The 24848-nt window shown below is 43.7% G+C and carries 23 protein-coding genes; 7 read left to right on the forward strand and 16 right to left on the reverse strand.

Annotation, left to right across the window (positions count from 1 at the left end):
* Window positions 1-195: 195 nt before the first annotated feature.
* On the reverse strand, window positions 196-477 hold the full coding sequence (locus FLM53_RS20175; protein WP_176679670.1) for an HlyU family transcriptional regulator: 282 nt from the start codon (window positions 475-477) through the stop codon (window positions 196-198).
* 39 nt (window positions 478-516) lie between these two features.
* Window positions 517-885 carry a late competence development ComFB family protein gene (locus tag FLM53_RS20180; RefSeq protein WP_176679669.1) on the reverse strand — a complete coding sequence of 123 codons (369 nt, stop codon included), beginning with the start codon at window positions 883-885 and terminating at the stop codon, window positions 517-519.
* Between the two features lie 394 nt (window positions 886-1279).
* Between FLM53_RS20180 and FLM53_RS20185 the strand changes: the two genes are divergently transcribed.
* Window positions 1280-2521, forward strand: coding sequence for a GGDEF domain-containing protein (locus tag FLM53_RS20185; RefSeq protein ID WP_176679668.1), 1242 nt, complete (start codon window positions 1280-1282; stop codon window positions 2519-2521).
* Between the two features lie 93 nt (window positions 2522-2614).
* On the opposite strand, the gene FLM53_RS20190 is transcribed toward FLM53_RS20185, so the two are convergent.
* Window positions 2615-3625: a Solitary outer membrane autotransporter beta-barrel domain gene (locus tag FLM53_RS20190; protein ID WP_176679667.1), complete on the reverse strand. Its 1011-nt coding sequence runs from the start codon at window positions 3623-3625 to the stop codon at window positions 2615-2617.
* A gap of 77 nt (window positions 3626-3702) precedes the next feature.
* On the reverse strand, window positions 3703-4653 hold the full coding sequence (locus FLM53_RS20195) for a diguanylate cyclase (protein WP_017632819.1): 951 nt from the start codon (window positions 4651-4653) through the stop codon (window positions 3703-3705).
* Window positions 4654-4805: 152 nt separating this feature from the next.
* On the opposite strand from FLM53_RS20195, the gene FLM53_RS20200 reads away from it, so the two are divergent.
* Entirely contained in the window at window positions 4806-5243 is a 438-nt protein-coding gene (locus FLM53_RS20200; RefSeq protein ID WP_017632818.1) for a DUF3069 domain-containing protein, read from the forward strand.
* A 312-nt stretch (window positions 5244-5555) separates the two neighbouring features.
* On the opposite strand, the gene modC is transcribed toward FLM53_RS20200, so the two are convergent.
* The 4 genes from modC to FLM53_RS20220 are packed head-to-tail and all read right to left on the reverse strand — an operon-like array spanning window position 5556 to window position 9639.
* Window positions 5556-6662, reverse strand: a complete 1107-nt coding sequence (gene modC / locus FLM53_RS20205; RefSeq protein WP_176679665.1) for a molybdenum ABC transporter ATP-binding protein ModC — start codon at window positions 6660-6662, stop codon at window positions 5556-5558.
* Entirely contained in the window at window positions 6659-7357 is a 699-nt protein-coding gene (gene modB, locus FLM53_RS20210; RefSeq protein WP_176679664.1) for a molybdate ABC transporter permease subunit, read from the reverse strand. Before modB ends, modC begins: the two co-directional genes overlap by 4 nt.
* On the reverse strand, window positions 7358-8116 hold the full coding sequence (gene modA, locus FLM53_RS20215) for a molybdate ABC transporter substrate-binding protein (protein ID WP_176679663.1): 759 nt from the start codon (window positions 8114-8116) through the stop codon (window positions 7358-7360). It lies immediately after the preceding gene.
* A 56-nt stretch (window positions 8117-8172) separates the two neighbouring features.
* On the reverse strand, window positions 8173-9639 hold the full coding sequence (locus FLM53_RS20220) for a cobyric acid synthase (protein WP_176679662.1): 1467 nt from the start codon (window positions 9637-9639) through the stop codon (window positions 8173-8175).
* Between the two features lie 275 nt (window positions 9640-9914).
* Here FLM53_RS20220 and FLM53_RS20225 point away from each other — a divergent pair, with 275 nt between their 5' ends.
* The 3 genes from FLM53_RS20225 to FLM53_RS20235 all read left to right on the forward strand — a co-directional run bounded on the left by FLM53_RS20225 (window position 9915) and on the right by FLM53_RS20235 (window position 13141).
* On the forward strand, window positions 9915-10310 hold the full coding sequence (locus FLM53_RS20225) for a YgiW/YdeI family stress tolerance OB fold protein (RefSeq protein ID WP_176679661.1): 396 nt from the start codon (window positions 9915-9917) through the stop codon (window positions 10308-10310).
* 110 nt (window positions 10311-10420) lie between these two features.
* Window positions 10421-10945 carry a hypothetical protein gene (locus FLM53_RS20230; RefSeq protein ID WP_176679660.1) on the forward strand — a complete coding sequence of 175 codons (525 nt, stop codon included), beginning with the start codon at window positions 10421-10423 and terminating at the stop codon, window positions 10943-10945.
* A 309-nt stretch (window positions 10946-11254) separates the two neighbouring features.
* Window positions 11255-13141, forward strand: a complete 1887-nt coding sequence (locus FLM53_RS20235) for a methyl-accepting chemotaxis protein (protein ID WP_176679659.1) — start codon at window positions 11255-11257, stop codon at window positions 13139-13141.
* A gap of 91 nt (window positions 13142-13232) precedes the next feature.
* On the opposite strand, the gene FLM53_RS20240 is transcribed toward FLM53_RS20235, so the two are convergent.
* From FLM53_RS20240 to FLM53_RS20255, 4 genes are all read right to left on the reverse strand, one after another.
* On the reverse strand, window positions 13233-14840 hold the full coding sequence (locus FLM53_RS20240) for an ABC-F family ATPase (RefSeq protein ID WP_080967416.1): 1608 nt from the start codon (window positions 14838-14840) through the stop codon (window positions 13233-13235).
* Window positions 14841-15128: 288 nt separating this feature from the next.
* A complete protein-coding gene (locus FLM53_RS20245; RefSeq protein ID WP_048660146.1) occupies window positions 15129-15815 on the reverse strand; it encodes an ATP-dependent zinc protease in 687 nt (228 codons plus the stop codon).
* Between the two features lie 11 nt (window positions 15816-15826).
* A complete protein-coding gene (locus FLM53_RS20250; RefSeq protein WP_176679658.1) occupies window positions 15827-17011 on the reverse strand; it encodes an amino acid aminotransferase in 1185 nt (394 codons plus the stop codon).
* A 243-nt stretch (window positions 17012-17254) separates the two neighbouring features.
* A complete protein-coding gene (locus FLM53_RS20255) occupies window positions 17255-18094 on the reverse strand; it encodes an AraC family transcriptional regulator (protein ID WP_176679657.1) in 840 nt (279 codons plus the stop codon).
* Between the two features lie 132 nt (window positions 18095-18226).
* Here FLM53_RS20255 and FLM53_RS20260 point away from each other — a divergent pair, with 132 nt between their 5' ends.
* Complete coding sequence (locus FLM53_RS20260) at window positions 18227-19612, forward strand: MATE family efflux transporter (protein WP_176679656.1); 1386 nt, start codon at window positions 18227-18229, stop codon at window positions 19610-19612.
* 114 nt (window positions 19613-19726) lie between these two features.
* Here the strand turns inward: FLM53_RS20260 and nrdG are convergent, their stop codons facing one another.
* Window positions 19727-20197 (reverse strand): anaerobic ribonucleoside-triphosphate reductase-activating protein, encoded by a 471-nt coding sequence (nrdG, locus tag FLM53_RS20265; RefSeq protein ID WP_012600613.1) that lies wholly within the window; start codon window positions 20195-20197, stop codon window positions 19727-19729.
* A gap of 154 nt (window positions 20198-20351) precedes the next feature.
* Complete coding sequence (nrdD, locus tag FLM53_RS20270; protein ID WP_176679655.1) at window positions 20352-22472, reverse strand: anaerobic ribonucleoside-triphosphate reductase; 2121 nt, start codon at window positions 22470-22472, stop codon at window positions 20352-20354.
* Window positions 22473-22775: 303 nt separating this feature from the next.
* Here nrdD and FLM53_RS20275 point away from each other — a divergent pair, with 303 nt between their 5' ends.
* Window positions 22776-23651 (forward strand): endonuclease/exonuclease/phosphatase family protein, encoded by an 876-nt coding sequence (locus tag FLM53_RS20275; RefSeq protein WP_176679654.1) that lies wholly within the window; start codon window positions 22776-22778, stop codon window positions 23649-23651.
* 101 nt (window positions 23652-23752) lie between these two features.
* On the opposite strand, the gene FLM53_RS20280 is transcribed toward FLM53_RS20275, so the two are convergent.
* Both FLM53_RS20280 and FLM53_RS20285 read right to left on the reverse strand, forming a co-directional pair.
* The gene (locus tag FLM53_RS20280; protein ID WP_176679653.1) at window positions 23753-24184 is read right to left on the reverse strand and encodes a YeeE/YedE family protein; all 432 of its coding nucleotides are present in this window, start codon (window positions 24182-24184) and stop codon (window positions 23753-23755) included.
* On the reverse strand, window positions 24184-24645 hold the full coding sequence (locus FLM53_RS20285; protein ID WP_176679652.1) for a YeeE/YedE family protein: 462 nt from the start codon (window positions 24643-24645) through the stop codon (window positions 24184-24186). The genes FLM53_RS20280 and FLM53_RS20285 overlap by 1 nt, the downstream gene beginning before the upstream one ends.
* Between the last annotated feature and the right edge of the window lie 203 nt (window positions 24646-24848).

Genomic DNA, 24848 nt, shown 5'->3' on the forward strand with positions numbered 1-24848 from the left:
CGATTTGGATAGAATTTGAGCGCTTAATTTCGATAAATGAAGGCTCTCTCGAATAAAGAGGTCAAACCACTTGCCAATAATCCTTTTAATAACAACCGACTAGCTGTTCTTTATCCCTAAAACTAAAAAGAGCTTTCAGCATATACACTGAAAGCTCTGTAAATTATGACCAACATCAATTCTAACCCTAATTGGTTAGCTAAATATGTTGTCGCCCATTTGGTCAATGAACATCTGCGATTTCTTGAGCATCAGTTCGTTGGCGTCTTCTTTGTTTGAAACAACATCTGAACGAATAAAACGATGAGTTTTAATTTCACCGTCAACTTCTTTCTCGATTCGCCCGGCAACACGGTATTGACCAGATTCAGCAATGGCATCTTGATAGATATTGAAGCCTTTATATTCGACCGGCTCAATCTCTACTTTTTGTTCGGTTTTTTCTTTGCCACCAAATAATCTAGAAAAGAATCCCACGTTTTTTACTCCTTAAATGACCGTACTGACACTAAACTATCATGACTGTTTACGGTTCAACAATGGCTTTTCATACCATTGCAATTCTACGTCATCATCAAAATTGTGTTGACTAAATATAACGGGCACATTGTCGTTACGTTCGCGTCTTCGATCGTCAATTATCATACTTTCTGCATTTTTGACCGCGATCTCACTATTACGTTTGTAGAGCACCAATTTGTCTTCCGGCAACGCTGAAAGAAAATCGATATCGAAACGAATGTAGATCGGTTTAAGCTGACCTAAAGCCAGACACGCAAGATCAGCCAACTGTTCGTTGGTATAACTAGACACATATTCCTCGGTAGCCAACACGTGGCCCACCAGAGTTTCCATATAATTGTGTACATCCACACTTATTTGCATACTACACCTCCATTTGTAGCGGTTGTTTATGACCTAGTACTGAACAATGAACAACCTAATCGCAAAACTCACTGTAACTTCGTTATAAACCTTACTCGAACTTCATTACAGGTTTACATTTCTTGCTTGTTGCTCATCATGTAACCATTAAGTACAAACCACCTAGGTTTTGTTAAGTATCTATAACGACTAATTAATTTCTCATATATACTGTGTAGCTCGTTCTATGGTTAATAGCAACTCAAGTACATATAAAAATGGTTGCACCAATAGCGACCTATGGCTATGTTTTTACTCTCATTTAAGCAAAATGCTTGGCAATCGCTTGTTTAACCGTATCCTACGTATAGTATTAATTAATAAGATCATCATTATAGTTAGGCTCACCACATAAATGGCATCATCTTTTGTAACGTCGAGCATGTTTCGATTTTGCTTCCCTTTACTCCTTCTAGCAATTTTACTTGCAGGTATGAACAACGTCATTCTCGTGACGGATTCAAACTTAGGGTTTGCTAGCAACCTCCCATATATTTTATTGAGCGTTGCAGTTTTACTGTGCCACACATTTAAACAAGGTCGAATGGCTATGGTGTCTGTCACCATGCTTCTCGCTTACCTGATCATCCAAGTTCGCTTACAAACGCCTCTCAATACTGGCACAACACTATTAGAGCTCTCCTTGCTTGCAGCTCTAGTACCTGTCACTTGTTTACTGGTCTACGCCTTCCCTGATAACGGCGTTAACTCAAAGTCGATGTTTCTATATGCCTTGGTTCTTGTTCTATTTATGGTTTGGGCGCAACTGATAGTGTCTCACTTCCATGCCGGAGGTTTTGAATCATGGAGCGAAGGGATTCTGTTCATTGTTAGGGATTTCTCAAAACTGCCCTTTGTATTGGTTCTCTATAGCCTATGCTTGCTCGGTTTAACTTCGATTTTGGTTCTGGTGTACAACCGAGCGATCGATGTGGTGGTCTACAGCGCTATTTTACTCGCGTCATGTACATTCATCTTTTTTGACGTGCAGTACATCTCAAGCACTATGTTTTCTCTGTCAGGAACCTTGATTATCATCTACGTGATGTCTGCAAGCCACGACATGGCCTTTAATGACCAACTGACTAACATCCCTGGCCGTCATGCTCTAGAAGTGGACATGAAGCACTTAGGGCGTAAGTACTCAATGGCGATGGTCGATATCGATCACTTCAAGAAATTTAACGATACCTACGGACACGACATTGGCGACGATGTATTGAAGCTAGTCGCTCGCATATTGAGAGAAACAACTGGCGGTGCAAAAGCTTATCGCTATGGTGGTGAAGAGTTCACGATCATTTTCAAGGGTAAGCACACCGATCAAGTAAAAGAGCATCTGCAAGTTTTGATTTCTGAGATTCAGAATTACGACATGATAATTCGTAATACAAACGACCGCCCTGATGACCATGAAGTAGGAATGAAAAAACGTGGCAAGAATGGCAAGCCAAATGAAGTGGTGAATGTGACTGTCAGTATTGGCCTGTCTGATAGTACAACCACCAGACATCCTGAAGAAGTGTTAAAACTAGCCGACAACGCGCTCTACAAAGCGAAAGAAACTGGCCGAAACAAACTGTGCGTTAATAGTTAACGTTACACCTAAACGATCGAGTCACTATAACGCCAAACTTTTCATTGTAAGGCAGCTTACGCTTGGTGGAAGTTGGTGGCACTTGGTCAGTGTTTAATCTTGGTTAAAGAAGATCACCAAGCTCCCGCCTTTCAAACTGCTTCCGTAATTGATCGTGAAGCCAATGCCCACATTATCGACCCATTCGTTAAATAGGTTTGGGTTAAGCAGCCAGCCTACACTGCCCTCGTAATACGACGTTGTACCCATAGGCACGACGGTATCACCACCTATATCAATTCTCTTGATGCTCGAATACATGGACGTAATGTTCTTATCCCAACGAACTAAGTCATAAAAGATCTTCGCTTCATTGGCGATGTACCAACCTTCTGGGTGGCCGACATTACCGTTATTAGCGTCTCCCCAACCGACACCGTTGAAATAATGCCAACTCGTACTGAGTTTATATTTGCCCCAGTTATTCTTGTCTTCATAGATCAATTTAATCTTAGGCTCTACGATGTAAGCCCAAGCGTCAGTATTAAGATAAACCCCATCAATCGCATCAACCAAAGGCTGGGGTACATTACCGCGATAATCGTATTCATTGCGATAATATGAGATGTGATTGCCAATACCAGAATGAAAGCTCCAGTATTCGTCTAATTGGGCGACATTCGAAAACTCAACATACCCCGAAATGACGGTCTCTTTTTGGAAATCAGACACGGACGCTGATGAATAATTGACTTCATTCTCTGTGCGCAATGCAGACAAACGCAGCGTCACCTCTTGGTGGTTATCTTCAATAGTGGCGGGGAATTTGAAAGTATAAGGTAGGCTGAGAGAGGCCATATTTTGTCTTCTGCTTACCGAATCACTCGAACCAATGTCCTCATTGTCTAAGCGAAATACTTCGTTTGGGTCAAAGTTATTGATACCAAAGGTAAATACATCGGTGTCGTTAAGAAGCACGCTGGTTGCAAAATTTCGCTCAATCTCCTTGCGAATGAGATCAGATATCTCATTTGCAGAAGCAATACTGGGGACAGATAAATAGATTACAGGGACAACCAGTGTCCAACATGAATGAGCCAAAGAAAATGGCTTTGAATGTGGCATTTCTCTTATCACTAAAGTACTTCCTAGCTCAAACGCTAATAGAAGTATAAATTCAAATTTCTAAAAGAGCTCGCTAACTAACGAGCAAGCTCCAAAATGTTGCGTTGTATGAAGGTGTTTCTGCCACTTTGCTTTGCTTGGTAAAGCGCTTGGTCGACCTTTTCATATATAGAAGCAATGGACTCATCACCTTCCGGCACAAATGAGAGTACACCTTGTGACGCTGTCACTCTATCTGATACGGTTGAGTGATCATGAGCATAGTTCATTTCATGCAACGCTTCTTTTACTCGAGTCGCGTGTAATTTAGCGGCTTCGCTGTCCGTGTCGCTTAAGATCAAAACAAATTCTTCACCACCGTAGCGTCCAACAAACTCTCCCGCACGAACGAACAGTTGTTTCAAGGTATTGGCAAGCCCTTGTAAGCACTTATCCCCTTGAATGTGGCCGTAATTATCGTTGTAGGGTTTAAAGAAGTCTACATCTAGAAGTATGACAGTCATAGATATATTACGTCTTCCGTGCCACGCAATGCTCTCTTCAAGCTTAGTATCCATATATCGACGGTTGTATAATTTGGTTAAGCCGTCCTCGTTGGCTTGTTGTTGCAGGAGGATATTGAGTTCTTCGAGTTTCGCGGTACTTTGTTTTAACTCTCGCCTCATGTGCGCGATACGTTGCATCGCAATCAATTTAGAATTGAGAACCACTTTGTTTACCGGCTTGATAAGGTAATCATCACCACCAGCATCAATCGCTTTGGCGATCATTTCTGGCTCTTCATGACCACTCAAGAAGATGATAGGCACCCACTCTGGGAACTGTCGTCGAACCTCGTTAGCGACCTCAAAACCGTCCATGTCTGGCATGCTAATATCCAGCAAAACAAGTTCAGGATCAAAATCAGAATAGACGTTTAGGGCTTCTTTTCCGCTACCGACAGCTTCCACAATATGACCCAGTTGCTTGAGTCGAATAGCAAGTTGCATCCTGTCTAGTTGAACATCATCAACCAGCAATATGCGCATCGAAGATCCCTTTTCTATCATCACATCACCTTTATCTAGTGTTGAATATTCAAAGTAGCTCAAATTTGGGCTTAAATCATGCCCTAATCTCTATATTATATTGACTTTTTTACAGATCTTTTTAGCATTGTTTCTTTTTAAAGAGAAATACTATGTCAGACGCTACAAACAACGAAGTACAAGAAATCGATTTAACCACTATCTCGCCAGAGCTTCGCCAAGTTATCGAATTTGATGAAGTGCCTAAAGAGATGCACAACATGGTTACTTCAATTCATGAGGTGTCTGAAGAAGCAGTGCGTGAAACTTGGAGCAGCCTTCCAGCAAGCGCACAAAATGTTTTGGACAACTTCGAGCAATTCCACGCTCTAATCTCTGTTAGCCAAGCTTTTGCTGGCGTAAACATGATGGAAGAGTTCCCTACTCTTAAACTTCCAGAAGGCATGACTGACGAAGAAAAAGAAGAGTACCGAGCTCAACTGCTAGACCAAATTTTACATAACTGTGTAAAAGACATGGCTAAGCAAATCAAGAAAGCTCGTCGTGATGCTATCTTGAAGCGTGATTTTAAAGAAGTTTTTACTAAGTAAGCCGCCAAGCACCTAACTTTAGGCTAGCGCCAACAGTAATACTGATGACTAAGCCGCATGTTGCTTCAACAAGCGGCTTTTTTGTACCTATTGCTTTCTCTGTTCTTGTCACTTATCTGTTTTCTCGTCGATGTGTCATCTCGTTAGTCATTACACAAATAATATGACTTTGCACTCATACAGTGTGGCTCAAAACTGGCAGTTATACCGTATAAAAATGACGCATGTCTCCATTCATGGAATCAAGATCGTATTTTCAGAGCCTAGAGCCGGAAACATCACGACAATATGGAAAAGCTGAGCTAGTCAGATTTAATGTGTCACCGCGATATCTCGTTGAGCAACACTCACACCTTTGATCTGCGCATAAACGCGTTGGCCAATTTCTAGATTAAGTTCATCTAATGCCCACAAGGTGATGGTTGCCCATAAGTAGCATCCAGGCTCCAACTCTAACTCAACCGCCACACTCTGCTTGTTTGTGCCTTGCTGATGCGTCTCTACGCTTTTAATGGTCACAGGAAGGATGTTACGTATAGATGTGCCTTGCGACTGTTCTAGCGCGATGGAGACATCATTTGCCCTAACCTGCAGCCTAACTGTCGCACCTATTTCACTCGATACCTTCTGAACCCATAATGACGTCAATTTTCCAAGCGTTAATCGAGACAGCGCATAATCATCATTGTGGTCTGCGAGAGTCGCTTCAAACAACGAGCTTTGTTCAGAGAAGGATTGCCAAGGCTGCATGGCTCTTGATGCCCATACTTCTTCCGTGACACCCGAAGAAATCACTTTGCCTTGATCGATAATGACCAAGTGATTCGCCAAACGTAAGATCTCGTTGAGACTGTGTGTGACATAGATAATTGGGATTTGCACCGTTTCGGATAAGTTCTCCAAAAACGGCATCACTTCACGCTTACGAGGCAAGTCGAGAGAGGCTAAAGGCTCATCCATCAACAGAATACTCGGCTTAGACAACAAAGCACGGCCAATCGCCACACGTTGCTTCTCTCCACCCGACAAACGAGCCGGATAACGATCAAGTAATGAGCCCAAAGATAACAATGACACGATTTGCTCAAAGTGCGCCTTATCAACGCCTTTGATTCCGTATTTGAGGTTCGCTGACACCTTCATGTGTGGAAACAATCGCGACTCTTGGAACACATAACCCACGTTGCGTTTATAAGTCGGCAAGTTAATGCCCTTGTCACTATTAAATAAGGTTTTCCCCGACACGCTGATCAGTCCCTTATCTGGTTGTTTAAGGCCACTAATCGCATTAATAAGTGATGTTTTACCCGCACCAGAACGACCAAAAATAGCCGTGATGCCACTACTTGGTAGTTCTAAGTCAATATCGAAGAAAGTTTCGCCAAGCTGTTGTTGGTATTGGAGGATCAAAGCACTCATGCATTACCTCCTAGTCGTTGTGCCGACTTCTTATTGAGCCATTCAGAAAGCATCAATGAACCCAGCGCTATCACAATAGAAATCACACACAAACGTGCTGCTTCCATCTCTGCACCAGGAGTTTCAATAAAGGTGTACATAGCCAAAGGAATGGTTTGAGTTTCACCGGGGATATTTGAAACGAAACTGATTGTCGCGCCAAACTCACCTAAGCTTCTTGCGAAAGAAAGCATGGTGCCAGTAATGATCCCGGGGATCATAAGAGGCAATGTAATGGTGAAGAATACGCGAATAGGTGACGCGCCCAATGTTGCTGCCGCTTCTTCCAGTTTGCTGTCGACTGTTTCTAAGCTAAGTCGAATAGAGCGAACCATTAATGGCAACGCGACAACAACACACGCCAATGCCGCTCCCTTCCAACTGAAGCTGAATACAATACCAAACATCTCATTAAGCCAAGAACCAATGATGCCTTGTCTCCCCATCATCACCAGCAGCAAATAGCCAATGACCACTGGAGGGAGAACCAAAGGCAGATGCACGATGCTCTCTACAATGCTTTTGCCAACAAATTGTTTCTTAGCAAGCAGCCACGCTAAGCCAATGCCGATAGGAATCAACCATAAGATGGCAAAACCAGCGACTTTCAAGCTCAGCATTAAGGCTTGGTATTCGTATTCCGATAAGTAACTCATTTAACGCACTTCAAATCCAAAACTGTTCAAGATGTCCTTCGCTTTTTCTGTTTCTAGGAAAGTATAGAACTCTTCTGCAATCACTTTGTCGCTCATTTTCGCTACAGGGTAACGTATTGGGGTATGCAAATCAGACGGGAACGTCTCTACTAAATTCACTTCTTTAGAGAGCAGCGCGTCGGTTTTGTAGACAATACCGAGTTTGGCTTCACTGCGTTCGACTAAAGCCAATGCCATACGAACATTGTTACTTGGTGCCAATCGAGTGCTCACCTCGTCCCATACACCTAACGTTTCTAATGCTTCTTTCGCATAGATACCCGCAGGAACCGACATTGTGTTGCCTACTGCAAGTCTTTCATTCGTCAGTAGTTTAATCCATTGGTCACCCTGTGAGAGATCCAACGATACCGAAGAATCTTTAGGGGCAATCAGCACAAGTTCGTTCTCACACAAATTAGTGACATTGTCACTAGAAACGTATTTTCGATCGACTAAATGCGTCATCCATTTTTCATTGGCTGAGATAAAAATATCTGCTGGTGCCCCTCTTTCAATCTGTCTCACCAAAGATGATGTGCTGGCATACACAGGAATAACATCAGCCGTATGGTTCTTTTCAAACTCTTCAACCAATAGGTTAACCGCGTTGGTCATAGACGATGCAGCGTAAACTCGTAGCTTTTCTGCCGCTAGAAGATGAGTCGAACTCAACGAAGTCGTTAATGCTAAGGTGACAAGGGTGACTAGCTTTTTCATTGTTCTCACTTATCTATTGTTCGTTTGATTTCTTAACCGATATTTCCAGTTCAAACCTAGGCTTTAAGCTCAGGCCAAAGCAAATCAAGATTTAAGTGCTCTTCGATAGCATCAGCGATTCGATTAATACCCAACTCTTTAAGTTGTTCATGGTCAATCGCGGTTACATCACTGGCTCCTGCCCATTCGCAGATCAAAGATAACGCATCACTGTTATCAAATACGCCATGCAGGTAAGTACCAAAAATCGAGTTGTCTTGATTTACCGCGCCATCAAGGCTGCCTGATTCTAACTGAACCGGTAAAGCCGTTTCATTGACATCAGTCCTACCTACGTGAATTTCGTAACCTTTTACTTGCGCTGTTCTTCCATCTAGCGTCATGGTACCGCGCACGTTAGTTAAGGTTTTCTGTTGTGTTAAGGTCGTTTCAGTATCAAGATACCCTAACCCTTCACTGCTGCCAGGTTCGCCCTCGACACCATCGGGATCGTGGATGATGTTTCCTAGCATTTGGTAACCACCACAAATGCCCATCACTTTGCCACCTAAGCGTAAGTGACGTTGAATGTCTTTATCCCAGCCTTGCTCTTTTAGGTAATCCAAATCGGCTCTTACTGACTTTGTACCCGGTAAGATGATCAAATCCGCGTTGTTAACACGCTCGCCTTTGCCCACGTAACGTAAATCAATTGAAGGATTGAGCCTTAGCGCATCAAAGTCCGTGTGATTGCTGATTCTGGTTAACACCGGAACCACGACCTTAAGCTTAGCTTCTCCGTCAGACTCTTGAGCAGACGTAATGGCATCTTCCGCTTCTAAGTTAAAACCGTGTAGGTACGGCAATACACCAATCACAGGTTTGCCAGTTTTCTCTTCTAACCAATCTAGACCTGATTGAAGCAACGCGATATCGCCTCTAAAACGATTTATGACAAAGCCTTTAACGCGAGCTTGTTCAGATTCAGATAACAAAGCTAATGTGCCGTAGAGATGCGCGAACACGCCGCCACGGTCAATATCAGCCACGATGATGACTGGGATATCCGCCTTCTCAGCAAAACCCATGTTGGCAATATCATTTTCACGTAGATTGATTTCAGCGGGGCTGCCCGCGCCTTCAATCATCACGCTTTCGTATTCAGCAGAAAGTCGGTCGAATGAATCGATCACCGTATTCATCGCGACTTTCTTGTAATCGTGATAACCCGTAGCTTCCATATTACTCAGCGCACGGCCTTGCAGGATCACTTGTGCACCCGTGTCTGAATTTGGTTTGAGCAATACAGGGTTCATGTGAACCGACGGTTCGATATTACAAGCTTGCGCCTGAACCGCTTGCGCGCGACCAATTTCACCACCATCTTTTGTCACTGCACTGTTTAGAGCCATGTTTTGTGGCTTAAACGGTGCCACTTTAATGCCTTTTCTGGCCAATACACGGCATAAACCTGCCACCAAAACACTTTTTCCGGCATCTGACGTTGTCCCTTGAACCATAAGGGCGCTTAATGGTGCTCGCATTCGTACTTCAATCCTTAATGTTTTATTCAATTTATAGCGATAGGCAATCTTTCACTTCCACCATCTTAACGCCATTGCCGAGTAGATGCTCAATAAAATGAATGGAAAATGAATACCTTACTCACTCTGGATTCAACCCTAGTGTTGTTTAATAGCTCCATCGAAACGCAGCTTACAAACGAAAATAAGCGCATCAACAAAAAACTTACTAACGAAAAGAAATGTTTCAAATTCAGAACAACATTTCTAACAAAAACAACATTAAGGGATTCGTCATGAAAAAAACTGTATTAGCTATCGCAACCACTATTATTCTTGCTCCTACTTTCGCAATGGCTGGTGACCACCATAACAACACAAACAGTAACAGCAACAAACACGAGAGCCCTATTGCTTACACAGGACCAATTGAAACCGTATCTGTTGCAACACTGCTTGCAGACACAAGCATGTTCTCAGAGCAGGACGCGATTGTAGACGGCAAAATCGTTCGTCAGCTTAAGAATGACACGTTTATCTTCTCTGACGGCCAGAGCGAAATTCAAATTGAGCTGGATGACGATATCCACTTAGCACAACCGCTAACGGCAGATACTAAAGTTCGTATCTTCGGTGAGTACGAAGGTGGTAAAACACCAGAGATCGAAGTTGACCACATTCAAGTGTTGTAAGCTTCAAAACTCAAAGATCTCGCTTTAAATAACGAGCTCCAATAAATTGGCCTGCATATTGCAGGCTTTTTTGTATATACTGCCGAAAATACAATTTATATGGAGTCACCATGCTAGGTCGCACAAACAAGACTGTCCTTCTGGGGTTAGCTGCACTGTGTTCATTCTCTGCGTCTGCAAACAACTTTAACTACAACACATTCGAGCTACGCATGGGTACAAGCCCGAGTACTTTCGGTGGTGAAGTGACGACAATGTTCACCCAGAACTCTCACTTCGTTGCACGTATCGATTCTGAGTTTGAGAGCGATTGGGATGCGGCTGTCGGTATGGGATTTAACGGTCCAATTAGTCAATTTGCTGACGTTACAGGCCAAATGCTGTTACACAACATTGAGCGTAATGACGACAACCACATTAAAACTGAAATCAACATCGGTTTAAGAGCTTGGTTAATGGCGAACGTAGAAGTTAACGCACGTCTAGGTCAGCTGATCGACAACGACGATACGCGTTCAATTGTTGGTGTTGGTGCGCGTTTCCACTCTACTGATCAACTTTCTGTTGGCCTAGATATGCGAAACAATGGTACTTACGGTCACCAAATCCTAATGTCAGCTCGATTCGGTTTCTAGAACCAATACACAGCTCAAACATGGTAAGTAACTAATTTTGTTAAGATTAAATTACTGTGCCAAGCTTCAAGGCTAATCGATTTTCATACTGATTAGCCTTAATTACCCTCTTATTATCTCCTGCTTTGTTTCGATCTTTTTGGTGCAAAAACCTAAAATCCTTTCGATCCTTCTCCGCACTAAATCTTTGTTTTAAAGTTATTTTTGTATAACAAATTTATTAATAAAAGGTAATTGATAAAACCACTTTACGGTAGTACGACGTACTGATACTCTCTTCCGAAATTCAAACAGAGTGAAGTACTGTAAATGGGTTTTAGCAACATTTCAATCAAGAACAAATTAACATTGATGTTTGTCATCGTTATTTTCGCGATGACAATGATTCAGACGTATATAACAGGGAAGCAACTTCTTAACGAAACCTACCGCTCTATTCAGCAGTATTCGACAACCCTAACCAATGCCAATGTATCGGGTATCGAAAAATGGGTTGCAGGACGCATCAACGTGGTTAACGCAGCCAAAGATGCGTTCAAATACACCGATGACCCAACCAGTTACTTCACGCAGAGCACCAACGCAGGTCAATTCCAAATCGCTTATGCTGGCCTTTCTGATGGTCGCTTTCTACAAGGTGTAGACCTGCCGGTTCCTCAAGGTTATGACCCTCGTACCCGTGATTGGTACAAAAAACCAATGGCAACGGGGCAAACCGTAGTCACCGAACCCTACATTGATGTGGCAACCAATGACCTTGTGGTAACCATCGCTAGCCCATTTAACACTAACGGTTACTCCGGCGTTATTGGCGCAGACCTTAATCTCAACACTTTGATCAAAGATGTAGTAAGCATCGAGCAGCCTGGTGTTTACGCGTTTCTTGTCGATGGCGAAGGTAATATCGTTGCCCATAGGGATCGCAATCTAACGCTTAAATCGGTTTCAAACATTTCAAGCAACCTATCGTCTCAAAAGATTCAATCACTCGCTCGCGACCCAGAATTTGTAGAACTGACAATCGATGGCGCTGAATCTCTACTCTCGGCAAAGAAAGTCCCACACACCGATTGGTATTTCACGGTTGTTATCGATAAAACCAAATCTTTTGCCTCTTACCGTTCATTACTTCGTCAATCGGCGATCTTTGGCCTTATACAACTTGCCGTTATCGCATTTGTGGCAATGTTTATCATCAAGAAAGCTCTTGCGCCATTAACGACGCTAAGCTCGGCAATGGAAGCACTGTCTAAAGGTGATGGTGACTTAACACAGCGTATTACGGTAAACAGCAAAGACGAAATCGGCACGTTAGCGCATCACGTCAACGCCTTCATCGCTAAGCTTCAAGAGATCGTGCGTGATATTGCAGATTCCTCTCATCAGCTTAACCAGCAATCTGAAGTCAGTACCAATGTTGCGCGCCAAACCAGTGAAGGCTTGTCAGTACAACTTCATGAGATTTCACAAATTGCCACAGCGGTACATGAGATGTCGGCAACGGCAGAAGAAGTGGCAAACAACGCTCAAATGACGGCAGATTCCGCGATCGGTTCTACGGAAAACTGCGAACAAGGCAAGCAAGTGATCATTCGTAACCAAGATTCGATCACCAACCTCGCCCAACAAGTAGAAAATGCATCAGGGATCATTCAAGAAGTTGAGAAAAATGCACTGGATATCAATGCGATATTGGCAACGATTTCAGACATTGCAGAGCAAACCAACCTACTCGCTTTGAATGCAGCTATTGAAGCGGCACGTGCCGGTGAACAAGGTCGTGGCTTTGCGGTAGTAGCAGACGAAGTTCGTGTTCTTTCTCAGCGTACTCACAGTTCAACTGACGAGATTCGTGAAATGATTGAGACTCTGCAGAAGAACAGCGTGAGTGCCGTGGAGTCAATGCAGCGCAGCCAAGACTTGGCACAATCCAGTGTCGATGATGCGAACAATGCCACCACAGCGCTTGAAGAGATCGCGACGTCGATCCAACAGATCTCGGATATGGCTTCACACATTTCAAACGCGGCGTCTGAACAAAGAACCGTAACTGGCGAAGTGAGCAAGAATATTCAGTTAGTTAATGACGTGTCAGACAACATGTCGACTGAGACAGATAACTCTCGTCAGCTTTCTGAAGAGCTACGCGGCATCGCCCAACAGTTGAATACCCAAGTACAGTTGTTCAAATACTAGTTAGGTATTTAGATATAACCGAAACAAAAGCCCCCGACCACTTATGTGCTCGGGGGCTTTTTATCTTCTCATGTCGATGAAGCGTTAACTATTATAGGTTAACCATCAACATCTTTTTCTGGTGATCTAGGTACTCTTCGTAAGTACCTTGGAAGCTCACTAACTGTTGGTCTTTCACATCAATGATGTGCGTTGCCAATGAAGAGACAAACTCACGGTCATGGCTCACGAAGATAAGCGTGCCAGTGTAAACCTTAAGTGCATCGTTTAGGGCTTGGATTGCTTCCATGTCCATGTGGTTGGTTGGCTCGTCCATCACAAGTACGTTGATGTCTTGCATCATTAGCTTGCCGAATAACAGACGGTTCTTCTCACCACCAGAACAGTTACGAGCTTTCTTGTTCGCATCGTCAGCCGTAAACAGTAGACGACCAAGAATACCACGTACCATCAGGTCATCGTGCTTCGCTGTACGCCATTGTGAGATCCAATCGAAGATGCTCAGGTCGTTATCAAAATCCTTAGTGCTGTCTTGTGGGCAGTAACCTACAGAAGCATTTTCAGACCATTTAACGATACCTTCGTTCTGTTCTAGCTCTTGAACTAGACAACGTAGCAGCGTGGTTTTACCCACACCGTTCTCACCGATAACAGCAAGGCGAGTACCCGCTTCAAGCAGTAAATTACCACCAGCAAACAGTGTTTCGCCATCGAAGCCATGACCAAGTTCTTGAAGTTCAAGCGCTTGACGGTGCAGTTTCTTGCCTTCACCAAAATCAATTGATGGGCTCATACGGCTCGATGATTTCACTTCATCAAGTGTGATTTTGTCCATTTTCTTAGCACGTGAACTTGCTTGCTTCGCTTTAGATGCGTTAGCACCAAAACGGTTTACGAAGTCTTGAAGCTCGCTGATTTCAGCCGCTTTCTTAGCATTGCTTGCTAGAAGTTGTTCACGAATCAAACCAGATGCTTCTAGGAAGTACTCGTAGTTACCAGGGTAAATACGCAGTTCACCGTAGTCGATGTCCGCCATGTGCGTACATACAGAGTTCAGGAAGTGTCTATCATGCGAGATGATGATCATTGTACATTTACGTTGGTTTAGCTCTTCAGCCAGCCAGTTGATCGTGTGAATGTCCAAGTTGTTGGTTGGTTCATCAAGTAGCAAGATATCTGGGTTTGCAAACAGCGCTTGTGCCAATAGCACACGCAGTTTCCAACCCGGAGCAACTTGCTGCATCAGACCGAAGTGGAACTCTTCCTCGATACCCGCTTGAATCAGGATGTCACCCGCACGGCTTTCTGCTGTGTAGCCGTCCATTTCTGCGAATTCACTTTCAAGCTCAGCGACTTTCATACCATCGTCTTCGCTCATTTCAGGCAAAGAGTAAATACGGTCACGTTCTTGTTTTACTTCCCACAGCTTTCTGTCGCCCATGATTACAACGTCGATAACGCTGTACTGCTCGAATGCGAACTGATCTTGGCTCAAAACACCCAGCTTTTCTCCTGGAGTGATAGACACGTTGCCCGAACTTGGCGTTAGTGCGCCACTTAGGATTTTCATGAACGTTGATTTGCCGCAACCATTAGCGCCGATCAAACCATAGCGGTTGCCGTTACCAAATTTAGCAGAGATGTTTTCAAACAGCGGCTCTGCGCCAAATTGCATTGTGATGTTCGCGGTAGATATCAAAGAACTAATTCCTAAGCGTGTACTGACAGATAATTATTAGGCAGAAAGACGTGCCTAAATAAGAAGTACGAAAGTATGGATTAAACATAAAACGAAGCGCGGATTATATAGAGATCAGGATCACATTGTCGAGGTTAAACAGTGAACGGATAGCGAACAATGCACAATTAAATGCATTTCGTCGGTTATTACGCCATAAATAGAAAAAATCCCCGCTAATTCCATTAGCAGGGATTCAATTTATCAAAACAGAAACGTCAGATTGAGTCATAACTCATAGACTTAAATCTATTTAGTGATTTTCTTCTGAACGTATTTTTTGCTCACGTCGACAACCGCAACATCTCTAAAGAAGCTTCTACCCAACAGAAGTGGGAAAGAAAGATGCGTTCGGTCGGCCAGCGTAAATTCAGTTTTGTCTTTTAGATCGCCAATTTGAATTGAAGCCACAACCACAGCGCGTCGTTGTGTACCTTCTGCACTTGATTGCTTGATCTTAACCCAGCGTTCTACTGGTAAGCTGATCTCTTCAGTTGTAATGCCGTCGTGTTCAATCTTGAACTTAACCCAGTCTTTGCCGTCACGTTCAAAATCAACAATATCAACTGCACTGATTGAAGAGGTTGTTGCGCCTGTATCGACACGTGCTTTAAACGCTTCTTTTAAACCAGGAACAAACACCCACTCTTCTTCACCAAGAATCAGTTTGCCGTCACTTGTTTTTCTAACCTTCTCTACTGGTTTTTCAACAGGTGCAGGTTTCACTTCTGGCTCAGTTGGTTTTACTTCTTCAGGCTTCTCAGTAGGTTCCGTTACTTTCTCGCCTTCTGTTGCGTCAGTTTTTGAAGAGTCATCTACAACAGGTTGTTCGATTTGAGGCTTTTGCTCTGGCTCGACAGGAACTTGAGTCGTCGTCGAACAAGCAAACAAGCCGCCACTTAACATTAGGGTAATAATCGCTTTCCAATTATACATTCAGTCACCTTCTATTTTGATACGTTGGCTATCGCTTTTGCTACATAAGGAATATGGGATTCAGAAAGACCTGCAATATTGATGCGTCCATCACCAACACCGTAGATGCCATATTCTTCACGTAATTGATTCATTTGAGTTTCTTTAAAGCCTAGTACAGTAAACATACCTTTATGGCTTTCAATGAAATCAAATTGTGACGTGTTATAAGTATTTCGCAATTCATCACATAAACTTTGGCGCAGATTTAACAGACGTTGCTGCATTTCACTCAATTCTTGCTTCCAAATCGTTGTTAACTCTTGATTCTGAAGAATTGTTTTGACCAAAGCCGCACCGTGATCTGGTGGCATAGTGTAAGTTGAACGCGCAAGCGTCAGTAGCTTACCTTTTGCGTTGCCAACGTGTTCGCTGTTTTTGCCAATCACAATCGCAGCGCCCGTTCTTTCACGGTACAAACCGAAGTTCTTTGAGCAAGAGGTAGTAATTAACATCTCTTCCACGTTGTTCGCCATATGTTGAAGACCTTTCGCGTCTTCTTCTAGGCCATCACCAAAGCCTTGGTAAGCAATATCAACGAACGGTAAGAAACCATTCTTTTGCGATAACTTAGTGATTTCCTGCCATGCTTCAAAGTCGATATCAGCACCCGTTGGGTTATGACAGCAACCGTGCAGTAGTACCACGTCTGATGGACCCGCTTTTGAAAGGTCATCCAACATTTTTGCAGTATCAACTTGCTTCGTTTCAGGACTGAAGTAATTGTAGTAGCGAACTTTTAAGCCTGCCGCTTCCATCACCGGTTTGTGGTTAACGTAGCTCGGGTTTGAAATCCAAACTGTGGTGTCTGGCTGAGAAACTTTCATTAAGTCACCCAACATACGAAGCGCACCACTTGCACCCGGAGTTTGAATCGCAGCTACGCGATCCATTGCAGAAGTCCCTTTAAGCAGCAGATCAACCATGCTCTGGTTAAACTCTTCACAGCCTGCTAGGCCAACGTAAGCTTTGGTTTTCTGAGTATCAACAACGATATCTTGAGCCTTAGACACGGCTTTCATGATCGGAGTTTCGCCTTGGTCGTTTTTATAAACGCCAATGCCTAAATCGACTTTATCAGTACGAGTATCGCCGCGGTAAGCAACAGAAAGAGATAGAATTGGATCTAAAGTTGGTTTTGGTAGATGTGAAAACATGAAAGTCACAACCCTTTGAAATTCAAGTAATGGATTTCACGTTAACATTTTCGTACTAAAATCAGAAACATTTTTTAATAGAAGCGCTTAGTTACCATAAGTAATCAGAGATAGGTCGTTTCAGACGGATAAATAGTGCAAATTTCAAACACCTAATAACCCATTGCACAATTCAAAGTGCTTTATTTCTATGTGTCTTATATTTCTATATATCTTTTGTTGCCATGTGCCCAATTAAGATTGTTATTGAGCACTCTGTTTGAATTGTCTTGGTGTCATTCCTGACCACGCCTTAAACCGAGTGCTAAAGTTAGCGGCATTGGGATATCCAACTATCTCGCCAATGTGTTGAATCGACCAATCACTCGACCTAAGCAGTCTTGCAGCGTATTCCATTCTCATACGCATAATATGCGTCATCGGGCTATGAGAATAATAACGTTGGCACAAGCGATGGAAGTGCGGCTCTGAACACGGGAATAGGTTTGCTAGCTCATGTACATTCCACTCTTTATGAAGCTGTTTCTGCACGCTGTCGAACACGCGTCTTAAGCGAATTAAATTTCGTGATTGTTGTTGCGGAACCGGCGCATTAATCATGAATTCTATTTGGGCTACGCTATGTATGGCAATCGCTCCACCGAGATCGATGGGCAAGGCAATGCTTCTCAATAGAGTATGAATGCACGACGAGACGACTTCTGCTGCCGGAGACAGCGTATAACTCACCTCGTCACTGACGACATTCTCCCATTGCTTATCAGGCGAGAGAAAGATCCACGCTATCTGCCATGTTTCTTCTTCAATACCAAAACCGTTCTCAACGCCTGCAGGCACAGTAATGCACGACCCCGGCTCTAGAATGTATCGACATCCTTCGCTTTCGAGCCACCCTTTGCCTCTCACGGTGTACAGCAGCATATGTTTTTGTTGGTTCTTTCGATAGACAGAAAAGAAATCACGGCACGATGCTGTCCCACATTGAACGATACCGAGCTCTTCGAATGCCAATACATGGCTTTGATCGACAAACTCTTGATGCGTCTTTTCAGAGATCTCGTACCGTTCTTGTTTCTCGCTCATACCGTCGCTAGCTCGTTCATGTTGCCAAACCACCAAAGTGGATAGTTTGACAAAAGTTTGTGATGAACCTGAACAATACAGCTAAAACAAATGCCGATAAACTTCTCGCATATTCACTAGAGGGGAAATGCGATGCTCTCGACATATCGTCATTTAGACAAAGAATTTTGGCAAAAGCTATTACACATCGGTTTACCTGTATCACTGCAAACCATGTTGTTTTCATTGCTCGGCGTGGTCGATATTTTCATGGTCAATCAGCTTGGTGATGCGGCAACCGCAGCAGTTGGTGTTGGCAACCGTATCTTCTTCTTTAACTTAATCATGGTGTCTGGAATTAGCGGCGCAGTCAGTGTGCTAGCTTCGCAATATTTTGGTGCAGGCGATTTCAATGGCATTCGACGTGTCTTGTCGCAATCTTGGGCTTTGTCTATCTTTGCCATCATCCCTTTTGTTTTGATTTACACATTGGTTCCTGAATCAGTCGTGTCTATGGTGGCCTCAGACCCTGATTACGTCCGCTTGGCAACGGATTACCTTTGGATAACAGGAGCCAGCCTTATTGGTACCGCGATCGTAGTTCCGCTAGAAAGCGCATTGCGATCGGTCGGTGAAGCTAAATTGCCCACCAAGATAAGTATTTGGGCAATCATCGTTAATGCGATTCTCAATGCCCTGCTGATCTTTGGACTGCTCGGTTTCCCAGAACTCGGCGTGGTTGGCGCAGCGATTGGCACCACAGTATCTCGATTCTTTCAGACGATTGCATTACTTGTTATAGCGAGAAAATACTATGCACATTTGTTCCCTACAATCAGCAGTTGGCGTGATGCGATCTTACCTAAGCACAGGAAGAAGTACTTTAAGATTGCTATTCCTATGTTAGTTCACGATACGGCATGGGCTGGTGGAATACTGATTTACAACGTTATTGTTGGGCAGATTGGGGTTGGTGAACTTGCGATCATCTCACTGTTATCGCCAGTGGAAAGCATCTTAATTTCAGCCTTCTTAGGCTTTGCCGTTGCCGCTTCAATCATTCTAGGCAATGAGATTGGTGCGAAGAATTATCAACGTGTTGAAAACACAGCTTGGGGCTATGTACTTGTGAGTTGTGCGCTTGCAACTTTGGTTGCAGTGCTGTGCTTTATCGCCAAGCCAGCCATTGTTCAATTAATCGATTTAACGCACTTGGAGCTCAAAGATACAGCGGTCAACGTCGCCTTGGTGATGGCTGCTGGGATGATATTGAGAGTATTCAACATGGTTGGCATCGGAGGTGTATTAAAAAGTGGTGGAGACATCAACTACAGTATCTTCATCGACATATTCGGCCAGTGGGCAATTGGCATTCCCCTCGCCTATTTCACCGCTTTAGTGCTTGGCTGGTCTTTAGAATGGGTGTTGATGATTGTGTTACTGGAGGAGTTAGCGAAGATAGCTTTAACTAGCCAGCGAATTCACTCTAAGAAATGGATCAACAACCTAATAGAAGAGCCGGATCAGGTCGCTGCTTGAATGGCAGTTTGAGCGAATAAACGAAAAGAACTCACACCCAAGGGCCGATTGGTTGCATTGCGCTAACCATGACGCCCTTTTTCGTTTTACGAGTGTGCGAAGTCACGACAACTGTTATATGTCAGTAAATCGATGGATGATTTGATTTGAACTGCCACGCCAATCCAACATCGGGTCCGCTTTGTCTTGCTCAAAGCGACCGTCAATCAAAGTATCGACGTATTCCAGTACTTGCTTCTGCTTTTCGTCTAACTCATCGAGTTCATAACCCGTCCACATCCAGATATCTTTGCCTTCACATTCCGCTTTTACACGCTGAACTAGCTTAAGCACTTCAGACACATTCGCAGGATGAAGAGGATCACCACCTGAAAGCGATAAACCACGACGCTTAATTCGCGGATCATTCAGATCAGCAATAATGTGATCTTGAAGTTCTTGAGTGAACAAATGCCCAGAATCCAGCCTTTGCGTCGATTGGTTATAACACCCACGGCACTGGTGTACACAACCTGACACAAACAAGGTGCAGCGTGTTCCTGGGCCATTTACAACGTCGATTGGATGGTATTGATGATAATTCATAAGGCAGTATTGAAAACTCTTTATGGCTTAATAGTTTGAAGTGAAATGCTGTCACAGCTTAAGCGAGGAATTGGTATCGACATAGCGCCGATACCAATCTTATTTCTTTAAACGTAGCTCTTCTAAGTAAGCTAGCTAATGATCTTAGAGCTTACTAAAGATGCTTCACGCGGCGTTTAACTTCTTCTTGCTTACCGAAGTTAAATGGTCGCGCATCTGGGCTGCCAAGGTAACCACAAACACGACGTGTTACCGATACTTTGGTTGAGTCATGGTTGCCACACTTAGGACACGTAAAGCCCTTGCTTGTACAATCAAATTCACCGTTGTAACCACACTCGTAGCACTCATCAATCGGTGTATTCGTACCGTAGTAAGGAACACGCGTGTAGCTGTAATCCCATACGTTTTCTAGTGCTTCGATGTTCTTCTGCATGTTCGGGAACTCACCGTAACAGATAAAACCGCCGCTAGAGATTTCAGGATAAGGCATCTCGAAATCGATCTTGTCGTATGGGTTCACTTTCTTCTGCACGTCTAAGTGGAAGCTGTTGGTGTAGTAGCCACGGTCTGTTACGCCATCAATCACACCAAACTCTTTGGTATCGATGCTGCAGAAACGGCTACATAGGTTTTCACTTGGTGTGCCGTACAGGCTGAACGCGTAACCAGTCTCTTTGGTCCAAGATTCCACTTCACGCTTCATGTACTCCACCAGCTCAAGCGCTTTAGCACGCATTTCGCCATCGTCGTACAAGTGAACGTCGGTACCGTAAAGAGCTGTCATCGCTTCGTGGATACCGATGTAACCAAGAGAAACAGAAGCACGGCCGTTCTTGAAGATATCAGCAATTGAATCGTCTGCTTTCAAACGAACGCCACATGCACCTTCCATGTATAGGATTGGAGCAACACGTGCTTTCACGTTTTCTAGACGAGAAATACGGGTTTCTAATGCACGACGAGCAAGCTTGAGTTTTTCATCAAGCAGTTCGTAGAACTTAGCCATATCTTGCTTCGCGTTAATCGCGATACGTGGCAAGTTCAGGCTAACAACACCTAAGTTGTTACGGCCTTCATGAATCAACTCACCATTTTCTTCGTATGTATTCAAGAAACTACGGCAGCCCATAGGCGTTTTGAATGACCCTGTTACTTCTACTACCTTGTCGTAGTTAAGAATGTCTGGGTACATACGCTTAGACGCACACTCAAGCGCTAGTTGCTTGATGTCGTAGTTCGGATCTTGCTTCTGGTGGTTCAAACCATCTTTGATTGCAAAAACCAGTTTAGGGAATACCGCTGTTTTACGGTTCTTACCCAAACCTGCAATGCGGTTTTTCAAGATAGATTGCTGGATAAGTTTTGAACCCCAGCTTTCGCCTAGACCAAAACCAAACGTTACGAATGGTGTTTGACCGTTAGCTGTGTGCAACGTGTTTACCTCGTACTCCAGAGATTGGAACGCGTCGTAACACTCTTTCTCTGTACGAGAGATAGCAAAAGCTTCTGGGCTATGAATGTCCCACTCTTTCGCTAACGATAAATGCTTCTCGTAGCTCGTCATTACGTAAGGTTCTAGAACCTCATCGATACGGTTAATCGTAGTACCGCCGTAAATGTGGCTCGCTACTTGTGCGATGATCTGTGCTGTTACCGCAGTCGCCGTAGAAATAGACTTAGGAGTGTCGATTTCAGCGTTACCCATCTTGAAGCCATGCGTTAACATGCCTTTCAGATCGATAAGCATACAGTTAAACATTGGGAAGAACGGTGCGTAGTCTAGATCGTGGTAATGAATGTCACCACACTCATGAGCTTGTACGATGTCACGCGGCAAAATGTGAGTTTTCGCATAGTGTTTAGCCACGATACCCGCTAGCAGGTCACGCTGAGTTGGGATAACTTTGCCGTCTTTGTTGGCATTCTCATTGATCAGATCAACATTGCTTTCTTCGATCAAACCTTCGATCTCACGAGTTAAAGCGCTTTGCTTTTCACGTGCGATGTCACGGTCATGACGATATTCAATGTAGGCACGAGCCAGAGACTTATAAGGTCCCTGCATTAGCTCGTTCTCGACCATAGTTTGAATTTCAGAGATATGAACTTCATCGTAGTCTTCGAGCTTCAACTCAACTGCTAATGCCACATTCAGTGCATAAATAGCAATTTCCTTATCGGCTTTGTCTGATGCTGCTTCCACTGCAGCTTGGATGCGATCTCTACTGAATGGAGCCCTTGAGCCATCACGCTTGATTACGATTGATTTCACCACTTCTCCTTACTCATGAGGTATTCACAGACTTATCCACAAACACACTATATAGAGCGATTTATCGTTTAACTAACACTAGATATTGTGGCGTATTTAACGAGAACCACCAACTTTGAGTATTGATTTGGATCAATAAAAAGAGAACGCTGACTAAGATCAATTCAATATTATTACGCTAGTTCTCAAGTCGAAAAGAAACAATGTAACAATAAAAAAACTGCTAAAAAGAGTTGAATTTTTGGTAAGTGTTGTAGGATAACGGCTCATCAATATTGGAAGACAAAATTAGGGATATTTGGCATGAAACGACTTCGAAACTGGATAATGTTGGGTTGCTTACTCAGTAGCCACGCATTTGCTGAACCTTTGACCATATCCAGTTGGAATATCGAATGGTTATCAACCAACGAGGCTGTGAATAAGTTTTCCTCCCAACGTGATCAAGCTGATTTCGATAAACTCAAACAGTACTTCCAATCTTTAGACGCAGATGTGGTCGCCTTTCAAGAAGTCGATGACATAAATGCCATTCAGCGTGTGGCTGGTGATCAATACAAGATATTGATGTCTGACCGAGCATTACCAGAAAACAGTAACCGCCAGTTCAAAGAAGTGAACCAATACACAGGTTTCGCAGTTCGTAAAGGAATCACACTCACCGACTACGCTGACTTTCCTCTGGAATCGAGTTCTAACAGCAAGCTTAGGTTTGCCAGCTATGTCGTCGTTGAAACAGACTCAAAACCAATTCACATGTTGTCTGTACATTTAAAGGCAGGCTGCAGCGGCGCGTATAAGTCTAACCGCGATTGCTCACGCCTAAAAGACCAAGCTCAGCAACTGAACAAGTGGATAAAGCAAAGAGAGCGCAATAACGAAGACTACGCCATTCTTGGCGACTTCAACCATAACCTATCCTACTCAAGAGATTGGATGTGGAAGGATTTAACTGAAAACACGGATGCTCGTTTGGCGACAAGAAAGACCCGTGCGGATTGTAAGGTTCGCTCAAATCGTAATAACCACCGCACACACCAATTCCGCTCTGTGATTGATCACATTGTGGTTAGCGACTCATTGAGTGCGTCACCTGCGAAACAGAAGGTATTTGAAACGCAAGATGTGCTGGATTACAAACTCAGCGACCACTGCCCAGTATCAACGACCATCAAATAGTAGATAGAGATGTAAAAAGAGGCTGACTAGCTTTGTAACTAAAGCGCGTCAGCCTCTCAAATGCTCATATCAAACCTACTCGATAGGCGGTAGGTTTAACGTTAGCAAGCTTTATTCATTCGACCTGCCAACCACATTCCCGCCAGCATGCTTATCATAAACACCCACACGGTTGGGTTACCGCCACTGAGACTCGTCACCGCAGGCCCTGGACAAAAGCCTGCCAGCCCCCAACCGAGTCCAAACGCTGTTGAACCTAGAATCAGTTTTCTGTCGATTCGAGGGTTGTTGCGGCTATCTAACGGCTCGCCATTAATCGCTTTAGCGCGCTTTTTAATGACTAGGTGATAAAACGGAGCGAATACCAGTAGCGCACCGCCCATGACGAATGCCAAACTGATGTCCCAATCGCCAGTCACATCTAAGAAGCCAAGTACTTTATTTGGATCAACCATACCTGAGATGATCATACCAGAGCCAAACAAGATTCCAGACAATAAACCAACAATGATAGTAAATGAAGAGTTTTTCATTACGCCCCCAATCCCATCAGGTTCTTGATAAGCACGGTTGCTATTGCCACACCCATGAATACACACGTTGCGATAATCGAGCGTTTAGACAAACGCGCCATTCCCACAATGCCATGACCACTAGTGCATCCATTCGCCGTTTTAGTGCCGAAACCCACTAACAGGCCAGCGATAACGACTACCAAGAGGTTCATCTCTTCCAATTGAGGGAGTTGGTAACCGGTAGGAATTAACAACCAACCACTTACGATCATTCCAACAACAAATGCGATACGCCAATGCTTGTCAGTTTTATCTATATCCACGCCTTCGCTTTCTTTGTTGCTGGTGCCAACTGGTAATAAACGGCTAACAATGCCACTAATACCTGCAACTCGACCAATGCCCAACATTAATACAATGGCCGACACACCTAACAACATGCCACCGAAAAAAGCATCCCAAGGAATCAAACTAAGCACAGACCTCTCCAATCAACAAACATCATAAACTCATAATAACCTTTAAATTAGAGTTTACTAATAAATATAAATTAGTCAATGCTAATATAGATCACCTTACTTGTCCTTACGCGTATTTGATCTGTTACTCAGCCTACACAAAGCCATAAAAAAGCCCTTAGGCGTAAACCTAAGGGCTTATGATTTCATTTGAGCTGTATAAC

Origin of the sequence: Vibrio sp. Scap24, from assembly GCF_013394185.1 — a bacterium.
Taxonomy (GTDB): Bacteria; Pseudomonadota; Gammaproteobacteria; order Enterobacterales; family Vibrionaceae; genus Vibrio; species Vibrio pomeroyi.

What these genes read in the sequence shown, in the direction of transcription:
- FLM53_RS20180 (WP_176679669.1), bottom strand. Translation starts at nt 885, where the DNA reads ATGCAAATAAGTGTGGATGTACACAATTATATGGAAACTCTGGTGGGC.
- FLM53_RS20185 (WP_176679668.1), top strand. Translation starts at nt 1,280, where the DNA reads ATGGCATCATCTTTTGTAACGTCGAGCATGTTTCGATTTTGCTTCCCT.
- FLM53_RS20190 (WP_176679667.1), bottom strand. Translation starts at nt 3,625, where the DNA reads ATGCCACATTCAAAGCCATTTTCTTTGGCTCATTCATGTTGGACACTG.
- FLM53_RS20195 (WP_017632819.1), bottom strand. Translation starts at nt 4,653, where the DNA reads ATGCGCATATTGCTGGTTGATGATGTTCAACTAGACAGGATGCAACTT.
- FLM53_RS20200 (WP_017632818.1), top strand. Translation starts at nt 4,806, where the DNA reads ATGTCAGACGCTACAAACAACGAAGTACAAGAAATCGATTTAACCACT.
- modC (WP_176679665.1), bottom strand. Translation starts at nt 6,662, where the DNA reads ATGAGTGCTTTGATCCTCCAATACCAACAACAGCTTGGCGAAACTTTC.
- modB (WP_176679664.1), bottom strand. Translation starts at nt 7,357, where the DNA reads ATGAGTTACTTATCGGAATACGAATACCAAGCCTTAATGCTGAGCTTG.
- modA (WP_176679663.1), bottom strand. Translation starts at nt 8,116, where the DNA reads ATGAAAAAGCTAGTCACCCTTGTCACCTTAGCATTAACGACTTCGTTG.
- FLM53_RS20220 (WP_176679662.1), bottom strand. Translation starts at nt 9,639, where the DNA reads ATGCGAGCACCATTAAGCGCCCTTATGGTTCAAGGGACAACGTCAGAT.
- FLM53_RS20225 (WP_176679661.1), top strand. Translation starts at nt 9,915, where the DNA reads ATGAAAAAAACTGTATTAGCTATCGCAACCACTATTATTCTTGCTCCT.
- FLM53_RS20230 (WP_176679660.1), top strand. Translation starts at nt 10,421, where the DNA reads ATGCTAGGTCGCACAAACAAGACTGTCCTTCTGGGGTTAGCTGCACTG.
- FLM53_RS20235 (WP_176679659.1), top strand. Translation starts at nt 11,255, where the DNA reads ATGGGTTTTAGCAACATTTCAATCAAGAACAAATTAACATTGATGTTT.
- FLM53_RS20245 (WP_048660146.1), bottom strand. Translation starts at nt 15,815, where the DNA reads ATGTATAATTGGAAAGCGATTATTACCCTAATGTTAAGTGGCGGCTTG.
- FLM53_RS20250 (WP_176679658.1), bottom strand. Translation starts at nt 17,011, where the DNA reads ATGTTTTCACATCTACCAAAACCAACTTTAGATCCAATTCTATCTCTT.
- FLM53_RS20255 (WP_176679657.1), bottom strand. Translation starts at nt 18,094, where the DNA reads ATGAGCGAGAAACAAGAACGGTACGAGATCTCTGAAAAGACGCATCAA.
- FLM53_RS20260 (WP_176679656.1), top strand. Translation starts at nt 18,227, where the DNA reads ATGCTCTCGACATATCGTCATTTAGACAAAGAATTTTGGCAAAAGCTA.
- nrdG (WP_012600613.1), bottom strand. Translation starts at nt 20,197, where the DNA reads ATGAATTATCATCAATACCATCCAATCGACGTTGTAAATGGCCCAGGA.
- FLM53_RS20275 (WP_176679654.1), top strand. Translation starts at nt 22,776, where the DNA reads ATGAAACGACTTCGAAACTGGATAATGTTGGGTTGCTTACTCAGTAGC.
- FLM53_RS20280 (WP_176679653.1), bottom strand. Translation starts at nt 24,184, where the DNA reads ATGAAAAACTCTTCATTTACTATCATTGTTGGTTTATTGTCTGGAATC.